The sequence below is a fragment of the Mycetocola sp. Y444 genome (assembly GCF_059445295.1).
Genome location: NZ_JCAIUB010000002.1, coordinates 530,366 through 544,819 on the forward strand (window position 1 = coordinate 530,366; position 14,454 = coordinate 544,819).

Annotated in this window: 14 protein-coding genes and 1 tRNA gene; 6 read left to right on the plus strand and 9 right to left on the minus strand. The window is 65.7% G+C overall.

Translation table 11 applies throughout. The annotated features are described in order from the left end of the window. Positions 1-6 precede the first annotated feature (6 nt). The 3 genes from AC1C2M_RS09200 to AC1C2M_RS09210 all read right to left on the minus strand — a co-directional run bounded on the left by AC1C2M_RS09200 (position 7) and on the right by AC1C2M_RS09210 (position 2,698). Positions 7-327 (minus strand): DUF7882 family protein, encoded by a 321-nt coding sequence (locus AC1C2M_RS09200; RefSeq protein WP_483405451.1) that lies wholly within the window; start codon positions 325-327, stop codon positions 7-9. Positions 328-458: 131 nt separating this feature from the next. Next, positions 459-1,889: a diguanylate cyclase gene (locus AC1C2M_RS09205; RefSeq protein ID WP_495436060.1), complete on the minus strand. Its 1,431-nt coding sequence runs from the start codon at positions 1,887-1,889 to the stop codon at positions 459-461. Beyond that, positions 1,886-2,698 (minus strand): alpha/beta fold hydrolase, encoded by an 813-nt coding sequence (locus AC1C2M_RS09210; RefSeq protein ID WP_483405453.1) that lies wholly within the window; start codon positions 2,696-2,698, stop codon positions 1,886-1,888. The genes AC1C2M_RS09205 and AC1C2M_RS09210 overlap by 4 nt, the downstream gene beginning before the upstream one ends. Positions 2,699-2,990: 292 nt before the next feature. On the opposite strand from AC1C2M_RS09210, the gene AC1C2M_RS09215 reads away from it, so the two are divergent. Further along, complete coding sequence (locus tag AC1C2M_RS09215; RefSeq protein ID WP_495436061.1) at positions 2,991-3,743, plus strand: putative bifunctional diguanylate cyclase/phosphodiesterase; 753 nt, start codon at positions 2,991-2,993, stop codon at positions 3,741-3,743. A 29-nt stretch (positions 3,744-3,772) separates the two neighbouring features. On the opposite strand, the gene AC1C2M_RS09220 is transcribed toward AC1C2M_RS09215, so the two are convergent. From AC1C2M_RS09220 to AC1C2M_RS09230, 3 genes are all read right to left on the minus strand, one after another. Further along, positions 3,773-4,042 carry a hypothetical protein gene (locus tag AC1C2M_RS09220; protein WP_483405455.1) on the minus strand — a complete coding sequence of 90 codons (270 nt, stop codon included), beginning with the start codon at positions 4,040-4,042 and terminating at the stop codon, positions 3,773-3,775. A 129-nt stretch (positions 4,043-4,171) separates the two neighbouring features. Beyond that, positions 4,172-4,534, minus strand: coding sequence for a hypothetical protein (locus AC1C2M_RS09225; protein ID WP_483405456.1), 363 nt, complete (start codon positions 4,532-4,534; stop codon positions 4,172-4,174). A gap of 85 nt (positions 4,535-4,619) precedes the next feature. Next, complete coding sequence (locus tag AC1C2M_RS09230) at positions 4,620-5,522, minus strand: EamA family transporter (protein ID WP_495436062.1); 903 nt, start codon at positions 5,520-5,522, stop codon at positions 4,620-4,622. A 193-nt stretch (positions 5,523-5,715) separates the two neighbouring features. On the opposite strand from AC1C2M_RS09230, the gene AC1C2M_RS09235 reads away from it, so the two are divergent. Both AC1C2M_RS09235 and AC1C2M_RS09240 read left to right on the plus strand, forming a co-directional pair. Beyond that, entirely contained in the window at positions 5,716-6,564 is an 849-nt protein-coding gene (locus tag AC1C2M_RS09235) for an alpha/beta hydrolase (RefSeq protein ID WP_495436064.1), read from the plus strand. A gap of 85 nt (positions 6,565-6,649) precedes the next feature. After that, positions 6,650-7,465, plus strand: a complete 816-nt coding sequence (locus AC1C2M_RS09240; protein WP_495436065.1) for an HNH endonuclease family protein — start codon at positions 6,650-6,652, stop codon at positions 7,463-7,465. On the opposite strand, the gene AC1C2M_RS09245 is transcribed toward AC1C2M_RS09240, so the two are convergent. After that, positions 7,438-7,938 carry a VanZ family protein gene (locus AC1C2M_RS09245; RefSeq protein ID WP_495436066.1) on the minus strand — a complete coding sequence of 167 codons (501 nt, stop codon included), beginning with the start codon at positions 7,936-7,938 and terminating at the stop codon, positions 7,438-7,440. The two genes, AC1C2M_RS09240 and AC1C2M_RS09245, sit on opposite strands and share 28 nt — an antisense overlap. 158 nt (positions 7,939-8,096) lie before the next feature. Between AC1C2M_RS09245 and AC1C2M_RS09250 the strand changes: the two genes are divergently transcribed. The 3 genes from AC1C2M_RS09250 (at position 8,097) to AC1C2M_RS09260 (ending at position 10,619) form a co-directional block, all read left to right on the plus strand. Further along, positions 8,097-9,857, plus strand: a complete 1,761-nt coding sequence (locus tag AC1C2M_RS09250) for a DUF4012 domain-containing protein (RefSeq protein ID WP_495436067.1) — start codon at positions 8,097-8,099, stop codon at positions 9,855-9,857. Positions 9,858-9,939: 82 nt separating this feature from the next. Further along, on the plus strand, positions 9,940-10,464 hold the full coding sequence (locus tag AC1C2M_RS09255) for a hypothetical protein (RefSeq protein WP_495436068.1): 525 nt from the start codon (positions 9,940-9,942) through the stop codon (positions 10,462-10,464). A gap of 81 nt (positions 10,465-10,545) precedes the next feature. Continuing rightward, positions 10,546-10,619, plus strand: a tRNA-Pro gene (locus tag AC1C2M_RS09260). 173 nt (positions 10,620-10,792) lie between these two features. Here AC1C2M_RS09260 and AC1C2M_RS09265 read toward each other — a convergent pair. Further along, a complete protein-coding gene (locus AC1C2M_RS09265) occupies positions 10,793-11,773 on the minus strand; it encodes a metallophosphoesterase (RefSeq protein ID WP_495436069.1) in 981 nt (326 codons plus the stop codon). Then, the gene (locus AC1C2M_RS09270) at positions 11,770-14,328 is read right to left on the minus strand and encodes a transglycosylase domain-containing protein (RefSeq protein ID WP_495436070.1); all 2,559 of its coding nucleotides are present in this window, start codon (positions 14,326-14,328) and stop codon (positions 11,770-11,772) included. The genes AC1C2M_RS09265 and AC1C2M_RS09270 overlap by 4 nt, the downstream gene beginning before the upstream one ends. Positions 14,329-14,454: the final 126 nt, after the last annotated feature.

Sequence of the window (14,454 nt, forward strand, 5' to 3'; positions counted from 1 at the left end):
TCCGGGTTATACGGGCTCGGGTTTGGCCGCGGTTGCCGGTGGCTCAGGAACGATCTCGAGCCCCGACACGGAGTTCGACGACCGGACGAGTGCCTGCACCCACGCCGGGTTGATGATCGGGCTCTTGCCGCCGTAGTACTGGAAGGTCAGTGAAATCGCCGAGTGGATCCAGATCGTGGTGCGCCCAAGGCCGTTGGCCTTCTCGCTCCAGGTGAACGCAAACGCTTCACCGCGGCGCAGCTTGGCGAGCATGACGATCTGCAGGTGGGAAAGGATGCGATCATCGATCGATGCTGTCACTTTTGAGTCGTAAGTGAGCGTTCCCACCGGGCGGACCTCCGTATTGGCTTTGTCGCCTCTCGGGGTCTCCGACAGGGCTTCTTGATTCTAGGGCTGCGCACCGTCGATACCGGAATCGGCCACACGCTCGGACAGGTGATTGACAGCGATCCCGCCGCTCACACGGTGACGACGGTGACCCGGTCTTTGCCCGCGTTCTTCGATTGGTACATCGCGGCATCCGCAAGCTTCAGGATGCCGTCGGTCGTGACCTGCGATTCGGCGTCCGGCGCGAGGAGTGCAACACCGATCGACGCCGACACCGGGAACTCGTCGGGAACATCGATGAGCGGTTCTTTCACCGCGGCGCGGATCCTGTCGGTGACGTGGCTGACGGCATCCGCGTCGGTGTCTTCGCAGACGATGACGAACTCGTCGCCGCCGTACCGGGCGATGGTGTCGTTGGTTCGAACCGAGGTCTTGAGGCGATCACCGATCTGACGCAGCACCTCGTCACCGATGGCGTGCCCGCAACTGTCGTTGACGACTTTGAACCCGTCGAGATCGAGGAACACGACAGCGAGGGGGCGCCCGCTTCGGTTCGCTGTCGCGAGTGCCTGGGTCAGCCTGACCTGCAATACCTTCCGGTTTCCCAGCCCGGTGAGTTGGTCGCACAGCGCCATCCTCGCCAGTTGCGCCTGCAAACGGATGCGCGACAGCACGTGCGCCGCCTGCCTGGCCAGTGTTGTAAAGAGTTCGACCGCCTCGTCGTCGAAGTCCCGGCGGCGCCCGAAGAAGCAGACGACGGCGCCGATCGGCCGGCCTGCCTCCATGAGCGGAACGGCGCTGACCGTTTCAAGACGGGCGGAGCGAAGAACGGATGCCGTATCCGTCGATCGAAGGTCGTCCTCCTCGGTCGTCGACACGGTGACGACCCTACCGAGGTCCATCGCCCTGTGCTCGGGCATGCCGGGGACATGCATCAGGTGCCGGAGCGGGTGGGTGCCAGCGGCAACGGAGAGGGTCCCGGTCTGGTCGGCGAAGAGGACGGCCGTGTGGGTCGCGGTGAATGCCTCACGCGCGCTCTCGGCGAGGGCTTCGGCGAGAGCCTCCTCGGTTTCGGCGATTGTGAACGCGCTGGACGCGGACTGGAGCACGCGGATCCACGCCTCGGAGGATTCGGCGGCACGCCGGGCGGTAAGGAGTTCGCGCTCATAGTCGCGGCGCTCCGTCGAGTCGAACACGGCGACCCGGACCTCAGCGGACTCGTCGGCCTGGACTCCGTTGACGAGGGTGGGCAGCGTCGACCCGTCTGCGCACATCAGCGAGAGGGCGATCTCATTGACGCGCCCGCGCAACCGCAGCACGGGGAGGTACCGCGTCTCGTGGAAGAGCCGGCTGCCGACGGTGAGAAGCGACTGGAAGGAGCGTCCGGTGACGTCCTCGCGGGAGAGCCCGACCATGCGGAGAAAGGTGGTGTTGACCGCCGTGATCGTTCCGTCGGCGTCGGTGACCAGATACCCGCACGGCGCGTGTTCGAAGAGCTCCTCGAAATCGTGCCGGCTGGCGGTCAACGCCCCGTCGGATGCATCATCGCCGGTGATTGTCACCGCAGGTATGCCTTGATCTCGCTGGTCAGCTCGTCGGGGGCGGAGAGGTTGGGGCAGTGCCCTGTGGCCTCGAGAACGACGAGCGTGCTGCCGGGGATCGACCTGTGCACGTACTGTCCGACCGCGAGCGGGGCGATGATGTCCTCCTGGCACTGCAGCACCAGCGTGGGCGTCGTGACGTGGGGCAGGTCGTGCCGGTTGTCGGAGAGGAAAGTCACCCGGGCGAAGTGCCCCGCGATCGTCGGATCCGTGCGGCAGAAGCTCTCGGTGAGCGATTCTCCCAGCTCGGGACGTGAACTGTGGCCCATGATGAGCGGCGCCATCGTGGCCGACCAGCCCAGGTAGTTCGCATCGAGCGCGTCGAGCAGGGAATCGATGTCTTCCTGCTCAAACCCGCCCGTGTAGTTTTCGGTGTTGACGTAGCGGGGTGACGGACCGACGAGGACGAGAGCTCCGAAGCGCCCCGCATCGCGCGTCGCCGCGAGAACACCGATCATCGCGCTTACAGAGTGACCGACGAAGACGACATCCGTGAGGTCGAGGTCCTCGAGGATTTCGAGGACATCATCGGCGTATCCGTACAGCGAGTCGTACTTCCCCGCGTCGTACGCCGAGAGGTCGCTCGCCCCCGCGCCGACATGGTCGAACCGGATGACGAGGTAGTCGTCCTCGAACTGCGGTGCGACCTGGCTCCACATTTCGGAGCTGCACCCGAACCCGTGTGCAAAAACAATGGGTCGACCGGCGGGGTTGCCCGTCACCGAAACGTTGTTCCGTTTGCGGATCGCTGTGGTTGCGTCTGTAATCATTGCGGCTCCTGCTGTGTGCACTGCTGAAATCCCGAGAACCGCTCATCGGTGCCGCCGTTTCGGTGGCTCAAAAATTTTAGTGGAGCACGTTGGCGGTGAGCAACGCGATGCACCTTTCCGACAGTGAACCGGCCTCTCAGATGCCCTGTGGCGGATTATACGCACAAGGCGCCGAAAACCGCGAGCGTAGATTTCCCGTGACGGGCGTTGCACCATGAGCTATGCGATTTTGCCAGCGAACTCTTGAGGCCGCTCTCCGAATTACCGGAGCGGCGAGGCTTGGCAGGCCGCAATGACGCTCGAAGACGACCTCTGGGGTGCCGTCTCGAGACACGAGATCGAGGCATATTTCCAGCCACAGATCGACGTTGCCACCGGTGAGATCACGGCGGTCGAGGCGCTCGCGCGCTGGCGGCATCCGACGCAGGGACTCATCCCGCCGGTCGAGTTCATTCCCATCGCGGAAAGCACAGGCATCATTCACGAGATCGGCGCCTTCATGCTGGAGGAGGGATGCCGCCACGCTGCCAGGTGGCGGGGTGACGGTCTTGCAATCCACGTGTCGGTGAACGTTTCCGCTGTTCAGCTCGCCACGCCAGAGGTTTTCGAGCAGCTTCACGACCTCCTCGGTGAGCACCAACTACCCAACGGCACACTCACCATCGAGATCACCGAATCGCAGCTCATCATGGATCTCGCCGATGTTGCCACCCGGCTCGAACGGTTGCGAGCCATCGGCCTCGGCGTCTCGCTCGACGACTTTGGCACCGGGCACTCATCGCTCGCCCAGCTCAGGGACCTGCCAATCACCGAGCTCAAGATCGACAAGTCGCTGATCCAGGGGAATACGAGCAACGGTGCGCTGATCGCGGTCGCGGTGTCGCTGCTCCAGGAGCGCGGCGTTTGCGTGGTCGCCGAGGGTGTCGAGACAACGGAGCACCTCGACCTGGTACAGCGCATTCACTGCGACCGGGCGCAGGGCTACCTTTTCGGTCCCCCGCAGCCGGTCGAGGAGCTGGACCCGGTACTGGCCGGTGCGCGATGAGCGCGTTGCCGTCCGGGTGCTTCAGGAGGTCAGAGTCCGCTGAAGGAGTCGTCTTCGATCGGCACCGAGTTCTCGTTGCCGGAATCGGATCCATTGTCGCCGCCGACCTCGATCTGGCTCCACACAACGGGCATGCCGGGGGAGAACAGAATGTCCAGGCCGGGCCCACCGCGTAGCGGTGGGATGGTGACGTATCCGCCGCCGGCCTGAATGGCCTTGAGGATCTGTGACCGCAGTTCGGTTACCGGGTCCGGGAGGAAGTAGTCACGTCCGTCGACGGTCAGCCTGTGAACAATCACTTGGTATTTCCTGTCTCTGCCGGCGAGGACTCATCCATCGCATCTTCACCAACGTTAGTGGTTTCCGCGGTCAAGCCGCGTCCGCAGCGAGGGGCTTGCGCTTTCCGCGTGCGGTGGTAGTGCGGGTCGCTAGCTCGTGATGAGCTCGGGTTGCGGGGGCGGCGGAGCGCCCGGGATGAGCCCGAGGGAGGCGAGGAGGAGGTCGGGTTCGTCGCGAACCTCGGCGTAGCAATACCAGGCCGGACCCTCGGGGCCGATCATCTCGAACCGCGCGGTCGAGCCTGTCGCGAACGGGGCGTCGCGCTGGACCACCAGGCTGCAGCTCACGTCGGCGGTGTGCGTTGCCGTCGAGATGGTGACGAGGATGCCGGGCAGGATCAAAGCGATCACGCCAATGATGACAAGGAAACGCATGGGGCGGAGCATCCGCTGTGATGGCAGTGGCCTGCCGTCACTCGGTTCGTAGCCGTCGAGCTCCGGGTAATTGGTCACCCAGTCATTTTGTCATCGATGGCTGGGAACTGTTCACTCTGCGGTTCGCGGTGAGCGGACGCCGGGAACGCTCGTCGGCGCCGGGTCATGCGACCGGTTCGGCCAGGCCGGCGAGGGGCCGGGACCGCGTTGCCGCCGACCTCACGGCGCCCACGCTGGCGAGGATGACGAGACCGATCGCGACCCAGCCGAGGATGCTGAGGTGCTGGTGCAGCACGACCACCCCAACGACGGCCGCCGTCGCTGGAGCCAGGCTCATCAGGATGGAGAAAGCTGAGGCGGCGAGACGCCGGAGGGCGAACAATTCGAGGGCGTATGGAATGGCGGAGGAGAGGACAGCAACCGCAGCCCCGAGCGCGAGGATGCGAGGCTCGAAGAGTACTGCTCCGGCATGTGCGATGCCCAACGGCAGGGTCACCAGCGCGCCGATGGTCATGGCGATGGCGAGTCCGTCGAGCTTCGGGAACCGCGCGCCCGTCCGCGCCGAGAGCAGGATGTACGCCATCCAGCACGAACCTGCGCCAGCGGCAAGGAGCACACCGACCGGATCGAGTTCGGCGACCCCGCCCCAGCCGAGCAGTCCGACTCCGGCGACGGCGAGAACCGCCCAGAGCCAGCTCGACGCCCGGCGACTCACGATCACCGACAGGAGCAGCGGACCGAGCACCTCGATGGTCACCGCCGGGCCGAGCGGGAGCCTCTCGAGCGCCAGGTAGAACAGAACATTCATCGCGGCGAGGATGAGGCCGAAGCCGCCGACGGTGACCCAGTCGGCCCGCGAGTGTCCGCCGAGCGCCGGGCGGGCAACGATCAGGAGAAGCAGGGCGGCGAAGACGAGCCGCAGGGCCACCATGCCCACCGGCTCGACGACAGGAAAGAGGAGCACAGCGAACGACGCACCGATTTCCTGGCAGAGCAGGCCGCCGAGAACGAGAGCGACGCCAAGAGTCGCGCCCTGCGATGCGGGGTGCGGCGCTGTCGCGGTCATGGTGTCGAGCGTAGGGCCGCACGGCTCGCTTCGTGAAATGCGCGCGTCCTGCGGGGTGGCCCTGTTGCGCTCGCAGCGACCACGATGGGGGATGGGGCCTCCGCCGTCCCGCCGAGCCCTAGACGGCATCCCGGCGTGGGGAATAGGGTCGCAGTCACCGCAGGCTTTCTGAACGGACAGAACGGGGTGCGCTATGGGAGGCAGTCTCCTCACCGACACCGAGTTACGCGAAATCGAGCGAGCGAACGAGTCTGGGCGCCCACCCATCGTGTTTGTGCACGGGCTCTGGCTGCTGTCATCGAGCTGGGACCGGTGGCGGAGGCTCTTCGAGGATGCCGGGTATGCCACACTCGCACCGATCTGGCCCGACGACCCCGCGACGGTCGAGGCCGCACGGCAGGACCCGGCCGTGTTCGCGCACAAGATGGTCAGGGAGGTCACCGAGCACTTTCTGGATGCCATCGGTCACCTGGCGGACAAGCCAGCGATCATCGGTCACTCGTTCGGTGGCCTGATCGCCCAGAGCCTCGCGGGCACCGGTGAGGCAACCGTGACCGTCGCGGTTTCGCCCGCTCCATTCCGAGGGGTGCTGCCGTTGCCGCTGTCGTCGCTCAAGGCGGCGGCACCGGTGCTCAGCAACCCGGCGAACGCCGCGCGCGCGGTCTCGCTCACCTACGAGCAGTTCGCCTACGGCTGGACGAACGCCCTCGACGATGAGGAGGGGCGAGCGCTGTATGACGAATTCCACGTCGCTGCGGCCGGCATCCCGCTGTTTGAAGCGGCAACGGCGAACATCAACCCGTTCAGCCAGATCGTCGTGGATACCCGGAATCCTGACCGCGGGCCGCTGCTGATCATCTCGGGGGAGCTCGACCACATGATCCCGTGGGCCATCGCGCAGGCCGGGTTCAAGCAGCAGGAGCACAACCCCGGGCACACCGAGATCATCGAGATTCCGCGCCGGGGTCACTCGCTCACGATCGACCACGGGTGGCGGGACGTCGCCGAGGTTGCGCTGTCGTTCGTCAGGGAGCACGGGTAGTCCGTACGGCGCCGGTGCGGGGCTGCTCGTCGGGTGCGCCGAGTGCGGCCGGTAGGCTCGAGGGGAGAGAAACTGGAGTCGCCACATGGGGCAACGCTCGACGCCCCGGGCGTCCACCCTGGCCGGAGCGCTCGTCGCCCTCGCCGCTGCCATCGCCCTCGCGGTGTCGATGTTCAGCCCGCAGGATGCTGCCCAGCAGCCTGGGACCCGGCCATCCACGTCGCAGGCCCCGAGCCCGGCCGAGACGGGCGACACCGATAACGGTGCGGCACCCGGGACCGGCAGCACCGGCCCCATGGCATCCGCCCCGATCGTGGGCACAGCGAGCGAGACACTGGCGGCGCTCCCGACGAAGGGCCGCGCGCCGAAGACCGGTTACGACCGCTCCGGCTCGTTCGGGAGGGCCTGGATCGACGTCGACGGTAACGGCTGCGACACCCGCAACGACATCCTCGCCCGTGATCTCACCGACATTCTCCTTGAGGGCGATTGCCGGGTGATGTCCGGGTCGCTCGACAACATCTACGGCGGCATCGATGTCGAGTTCACCCGCGGGCAAGAGACCTCCACCGCTGTGCAGGTCGACCACGTCGTTGCGCTGATGAACGCGTGGGAGACCGGCGCCCAGCAGCTCAGCCAGGCTGAGCGCGAGGCGCTCGCCAACGATCCGCTGAACCTTCAGGCGACGGATGCCTCCTCCAACGGGCAAAAGCAGGCGGGCGACGCGGCAACCTGGCTCCCACCCGGGAAGAGCTACCGCTGTGAATACGTGGCGCGGCAAATCTCGGTGAAGGCCGTCTACCGGCTGTGGGTGACCGCCGCCGAACGCTCGGCGATGGAGGGCGTGCTCGCCACCTGCCCCGGCCAGCCGGCCTACGGATCGATGCTCGCGGCGGGATAGGGCCTCGTATGCCCGGCCGTCGCCCGCTGGCGCCGCTCCTGCCGCGCGGTCCGCGCCCGGGTTGCCGTGAGGGCCAGTGTGAGCAGGCTCGCGCCGATGAGCCCACCGAGCGTGTTGCCGAGCAGATCGGTGATATCGCCGAGGCGCCCTGACCTGAAAAGCAGCTGTCCGGTCTCAATGACGAGCGAGAGCGCAAAGCACGCGACAGGTGACAGCCACCGGCGTCCGGGAGGCAGCAGCACGGCGAGTACGAAGCCCAGCGGGACAAACATGGCGATGTTCGCCGCGAATTCCACGACGCCGTAACGGAGGAGAGCGGGACCCCCGGCGCTCTGTTGCGCGGCGAGCCAGCCTCGGAGCGTGTCGGCGAAGCCGGCGTCGATCGGGGTCGGCCAGAAGGTGATACCGAAAACTGCGAGGGCACCGATCGCGAGAAGTGCCAGGGCAATGCGGCGATGGCGCTGAGTGACCATGACGCTCCTTTCCGCTGTGACCGCTGCGACCGCTGTGACCGCTGTGACCCCTGTTTGGGCGCGATGCGCTCCTCTGACCTGAAGCCTATGCTCAAAGTGAGCTTTCGTCATGTTGGTTCACCGTTGCGGGAACTGTTCCGCCTCATCGTCGGGAAGTCATGTCCGCACAGCGAGCCCACCGCGCCCCGATCCGCACCGCAGTGCTTGTGGCGATCCTGGTGTTCGGTCTCGCTGCTCTCGCTGCCGCCCTGTGGGTGGGGCTTCGCGGTGCCGCGGCCGCGGAGGAGCTCAGCGCGGCCAGGTCTGTGGCCTCGGTCGTCCGGGATGACGTCTTCGCCGGCGACACTGATGCCGCAACGGCGTCGCTGGCGACGCTCATCGTTCACACGAATCGAGCCGTCGCGCTTACAAGCGACCCGATCTGGGCGGTGGCGGAACGCATACCGTTTGCGGGCGCCAACCTGATCGCCGTCCGGCAGGGTTCCGTCGTTGTGGATGACCTGGCCTCCGATGTCGCCCGGCCGCTCATCCCCGAGGTCGGCAGTCTCGCCATCGCGCCGGTCGCGGGGGCCTCGATTGACCTGGCACCCCTCGCGGCTGCCGCGCCCACCGTGTCTGCGGCGCGAGATGCGGTCGAACCGATCAGGGCCGCGTCGCGAAAGATCGAGACTGACCCAACACTCCCGTTTATTCGTGATGCCGTTGGCGAGCTCACTGCGCTGGTCGAGTCCACCGCTGACACCATTGCGTCCCTCGATCGCGCGACCGCCCTGTTGCCGGGCATGCTCGGCGGCACCGAGACACGCAACTATCTGCTGCTCGTGCAGAACAATGCAGAACTGCGTTCCTCAGGGGGTCTTGTCGGTGCGACGGCGGTGCTGACGGCATCCGGTGGCTCCCTCACCGTGTCGCAGCAGAAATCGACATTCGACTATCCGGTGCTCGCTGAGCCGATTCTGCCGGTGACGACCGCGGAGGCCAACCTCTACGGGGAGGTTCTCGGCCGCTACATCATGAACGTCAACCTCACGCCCGACTTTGCACGGGCCGCCGAGCTTGCCATCGCTATGGCCGAGCCTGTCTACGGGATGACATTCAATGGCGCGGTGGCCGTCGATCCGTTCGTTCTGCAGCGGGTTCTCGGGGCAACCGGCCCCGTGTCGGTGGCCGGCGGCGTGTCGTTGGACGGCACAAACGCGGCCCGGGTCCTGCTCAGTGATGTGTACCGTGACATCCCGGATGCACGCGCGCAGGACGCGTTCTTCGCGAACGCGACGGATGCCGTCTTCGATGCTCTGACGTCGGAGGGCGTCGATCAGCGGGCGCTTCTCTCCGCGGTCGCAGACGGTGCCGCGGAGGGACGCATCCTGCTGTTCAGTACCGACCCATCCGAGCAGGCGGTGCTCGCGGAGACCAGCCTCGCTGGTTCGTTACCGCAGCCTTCGGAGGAGACCGTCGGTATTTACCTCAACGACGCGACCGGCGCGAAGATGGGCCTTTACCTTGAGGCGGTTGCCGAGGTGGGCTGCTCCCGGCTGAGTGGGAGTGCCAATCACCGGGCGACGGTGACCCTGACGAGTGTTGCTCCGACGGATGCCGCGACCAGCCTGTCGGCGCTCGTCACCGGGAATGGGATCTTCGGTGTTGTGGCCGGCGACATCCGCACGCAGGTTCTCGTCGTGCTCCCGGCTGGCGCTTCGGTGCACGCGGCGACCCGTGGGGATGACAAGGTTGCGACGATCGCGCGGGCTGACGGAGGCCGAACCGTGGTGTCCCTGTTCGTACAGGTGTCACCGGGGGAGGCGGTCACCGTGACGGTGGATTTCATGGCTGTTGAGATCGAATCCGTCGTAGGCACTCCTGGTGTCGCAATAGCTCACCCCGAACGGGGGCGTACCGGATGCCCCGCCGAACGCTAACCTGAGGTTTACTCAGGTTCGGAGGGGTGCGTTGAAGGCAACGTGCCCCTCCGGTCTGCCCCGACCCTAAGGAGTGTGAGAGGTGGTCCCTCGATCAATTGCGGTAGCCGTGTTGGCCATAGTCGCGACCCTGTCGCTGCCGACCGCGGCCGGAGCGGCGAGTTACCCGCCGGACGACGCGGCGGCGGTCGACGCTGCGGCGTGCCAGGGCCGGTACGTTGCCGAGCCGGGCTATTTCGAGCCGGGCGAGACCGTGACGATCACGATCACCGGCGGAGATGAAGACGCCATCTCGATCGCTCCTGCGGCCTTCAGGGCGAAGACCTTTCCAACGGTCACCGCCGAGGACGACGGCAGCCTCGTTCTCACCATCATGAATGAGGCGCGCACGAGTGGGAGCTTTGAACTCACGACAACGGGCACGGTCAGCCCCGCCCGCGGGCCGCTCCTGTTCAGCCTGACGGCATCCTGCACGCCCGCCGCCGACGGCGCGCTTCCGCACACCGGCGCGGACCTCACTCCGGTCTGGCTCGGCGGCGGGATGCTTCTCGTTGGGGCGCTTGCCCTCACCGGAGCCTATGTCGTGCGTCGGCAGCGCCGCGGGTAATGCTCGCGGTGACGGTCGCGTCACGGTCGCGTCATCGGGGCCGTCAAATATCGGCTATCCTTAGTGAGGCCCTTGGGCCATCGGGGTGTGGCGCAGCTTGGTAGCGCGCTTCGTTCGGGACGAAGAGGTCGTGGGTTCGAATCCCGCCACCCCGACAGATAAGCCGTTCGGTTCTTACAGAACCGGGCGGCTTTTTTGTTGCTCGGGTTGTGTGTCGGCACGCCGACATAAGGAAACAGCGCCGAGGCAAGGATGCCGGTGGCCGGCTTGTCCTTATCTCGGCGCTATTTCCTTCTCTGCGCTATTTCCTTCTCTGGGCAGCCTTCGCCTAGTCGCGGGCGACGAGGGTGAGCAGGGTCGCCTCTGGCGGGCAGGCGAACCGCACCGGCGCGTAAATCGAGGTGCCGAGGCCGGCGCTCACGTGCAGGAAGGCCGACCGGAAGGCATGACGCCACAGGCTCAGGCCCTTGACCTGCTCGCGTGGAATGTCGCAGTTTGTGACGAGCGCACCGAACCGGGGCAGGCAGACCTGGCCGCCGTGCGTGTGGCCGGCGAAGATGAGGTCGGCACCGTGGTTCACAAACGAGTTGAGCACGCGCTGGTACGGCGCGTGGGCAACTCCGATGTGCACGACGTTGTCAGGGTCGGTTGCCGTGCCGCCGAAGCTCTCGTCATCGTTCTGCGCGTCGAGGAGGCCCGTCAGGAGGTCGAGACGGTCGGCGCCGATGTGCGGGTCGTCGACGCCGAAGACGTTGAACGTGGTGCCCTTGAGCGTGACGGTGCCAACCGCGTTGTTCAGGGACTGCCAGCCCAGGGCATCCGTGAAGAAGGATTCGAGGCGCGCGGTGTCGAGGTTGCGCTGGCGCTTGTGTGGCGCAGATCCGTTCGATGACGGCCCCTGGAAGTACTTGAGCCAGCTCTTGCGCATCGGGCCGTAGTAGTCGTTGGATCCGTTGACGTACAGTCCCGGCACGCCACCGAAGTCGGCAAAGGCACGCTCGATACCCGGGATGCCGTCTTCGTGCCCGAGGTTGTCGCCGGTATCGACGATGAGGTCAGGGTTGAGCTTCGCGAGTTCGCGTACCCAGGCCTGCTTATCGCGCTGCCACGGGGCCATGTGCAGGTCGGAGAGATGGAGAATCGTGACGGATGCTGCGCCCTTGGGCAGCACAGGAACAGTCTCTTCACGCAGCGTGAACCGTTTGCGTTCGACGAGTGAGCCCCACGCGAAAGTGGCGGCACCAATCAGGGCCAGGGCGCCGAAGGCTGCCCCGACCCCGCTGGTCGCGCGCTGAGCTGACCGGCTCAATCGCAGTTCTGTCGTGTCACGGTGATGGTCACGGTCTGACCGGCAGCCAGGGTGGAATCAGCCGCTGGGGTCTGCTTCGAGACCACGCCCTTGCCCGGCGGGGCCTTCGGATCCGCCGCACACTCCGCGGCGACCTCGTACCCGACGTCCTCAAGGGTCTCCTTGGCCGCTTCCGGGTCCGCCTGGACGACGTTCGGGACCTTGAGCGGGGCGACGCCCGTGCTCGGGTGCAGGGTGATGGTCGAACCCGTGGCGACGTCGGAGCCGGCGGCGGGATCGGTGGACGCGACGAGGCCTGCGCCCACGCTCGAGTCGACCGGGCTGCCGACCTGGACGGCGAAGCCGGACTTCTCGAGGATCGCCGACGCGGCTTCAACCGACTGGCCAGCGACCTCGGGGACCGCGACGCGCTTGGCCTTGATCAGCGAGTCTGACGGGTTCGGGAATTCCTCTCCGCCGTACTTCGCGATCGACGACTTGAGGATGCCGGCGAAGACACCGAATTTCGCGCTGAAGCCAGACTGTCCCTTATTCACGCGAACGTTGTACATGTTCGACGTTCCGGACACGTTGCCGATCCAGAGGGAGGTGATGGCTTCGCTGGTGCCACCGGTGACCCAGGAGTGCCTGGCCTCATCGGCGGTACCCGTCTTGCCCATCAGGGGAGCGCCGGGTACCGCTGCGCGAGCCGCGGTACCACCGGCTTTGAACACCGTCTCCATGGCGAACGTCGCAGCGTTGGCGACCTCGGGGGTCACCGCCTGCGTGCACGTGCTCTTGGGCGCCGGAATCTCGGCGCCGTCCGGGCCGAAGACCTTGTCGATGGCGATCGGCGAGCAGGTGAGACCTGAGGCAGCGATGCCGGCGATTCCGGTTGCTACGGAAAGCGGGGCCACTTCATTGGCGCCGAGGAGGGTGCCCGGGTAGGCCTCAAGCGGCTTTCCGTCTGCACGGTGCACGCCCATGGCCTCTGCGCCCTGGAAGATGGAGCACATGTCGAGCTTCTGAGCCATGGCGACGAACGCCGTGTTCACCGAGCGGCGCGTGGCGTCGATGGGTGTAATGGAGCCAGAGCTCGAGCCGTCGTAGTTCTTGGGGTTGTACGCCTTCGTGTAGTTTCCGGTGCAGCTGTCCTTCCACTTGGTGAAGGTTCGCCTTTCTCCGTTCACCGACTCGTTGAGTGAGTGGCCCTCTTTCAGCCAGTCGAGGAGAATGAAGGACTTGAAGGTCGATCCCATTTGGAACCCGGACGAGCCGCCGTATGCCCTATCGGTGTTGTAGTTCACCGAGGTGTACGCGTTGCTCGTCGCGGTCAGTGCCTTGTCGTTGCTGAACGTCTTGTTCTGGGCCATGGCCAGCACGCGACCGGTTCCCGGCTGCACGGTCGATGCCGCGGCGCCGATGTTGGTGCGGGCCATCGTGTGAGGGATCGCTGCATCGATCGACGCCTGGCTTGCGGCCTGGATGTCGAGATCAAGGGTCGTGTAGATCTGGAGTCCACCGCGGCGAAGAGCTGCGGCACGTTCCTCCGGCGTTGCGCCGAATGCTGGGTCCTGCTTGACGATCCAGGTCACGTAGTCACAGAAGTAGGCAGCGTTGCCCGCCGTCTGGCATCCGGTGCTTGGCTGCGTGATGGCTGGTGTGATGACGGCCGCGATGGCCGCAGCGTGCTGCTCTGCGGTGATCTTGCCGTGCTCGAGCATGTCGTTGAGCACGTAGTCGCGGCGGATTTTGGTCTTCGAGTAACCATCGGCGGCGCCGTTGACTTCGTTGGCCGGCTTGTCGATCCGAAGGTTGTTCGGGTTGTTGACCATGGCGATGAGGGTCGCTGCCTGATCGACGTTGAGGTCGATGGCGTTGACGCTGAAGTAATACTTCGCGGCCGCCTGGATGCCGTAGGTGCGGGCACCGAAGTTGGCGATGTTCAGGTAGCCGAGGAGGATGTCGTCTTTCGAGTAGTCCTTCTCAACGCCGATCGCGAGGCGCATCTCCTTGAGCTTGCGTGCTGCGCCATCGGCGCCTGATGCCTTCGTGGCCTCATCCGCGCAGGCGTTGAGTTCTTCCTGGGAGGCCGATTCGACCTCGCACTGCTGGATGAGGACGTTCTTCACGTACTGCTGGGTGATGGTCGATCCACCCTGTGTCTGCCCGCCGACCACGTAGGTCTTGAAGATAGCCCGCGCGGTTCCGATCATGTCGACGCCGCCGTGCTCGAAGAAGCGCGGGTCCTCTGCTGCGACCGCTGCGTCCTTCGCGAACTGCGACACCTGGTCGCTCGTGACCTCTTCGCGGTTCTGGTCGTAGAACGAGGCGAGCAGGGGGGTGCTGCCGTCGGACGCCGTGGCGTAAATGTTGGTCTTCTCCATCGACTGGCCTACCTTGAGGTAGTCGGGGAGCTCGTTGAAGACGCCAATCGTGCTGTTGGCGGTCATGCCAGTGACGGCAAGTGCGGGCGTGACGGCAGCGGTAACGAGTATTCCGGCAGCGACACTTAGTCCGATGAACCCGAGGAAGCCCCCGAGCACACCACTAGCCGTGCGTTTTTGTTCAGGCATAGGATCACTTTAAGCGACAAATCTGTAAAAGCGCCTTAATGGGTGCTCTGGTGGGTCCGTGGTGTGCCGCTGTGTCGGTATGTCCCGGCATCCCGCCGTCGCGATTCGCACCGACACAAAAGGATA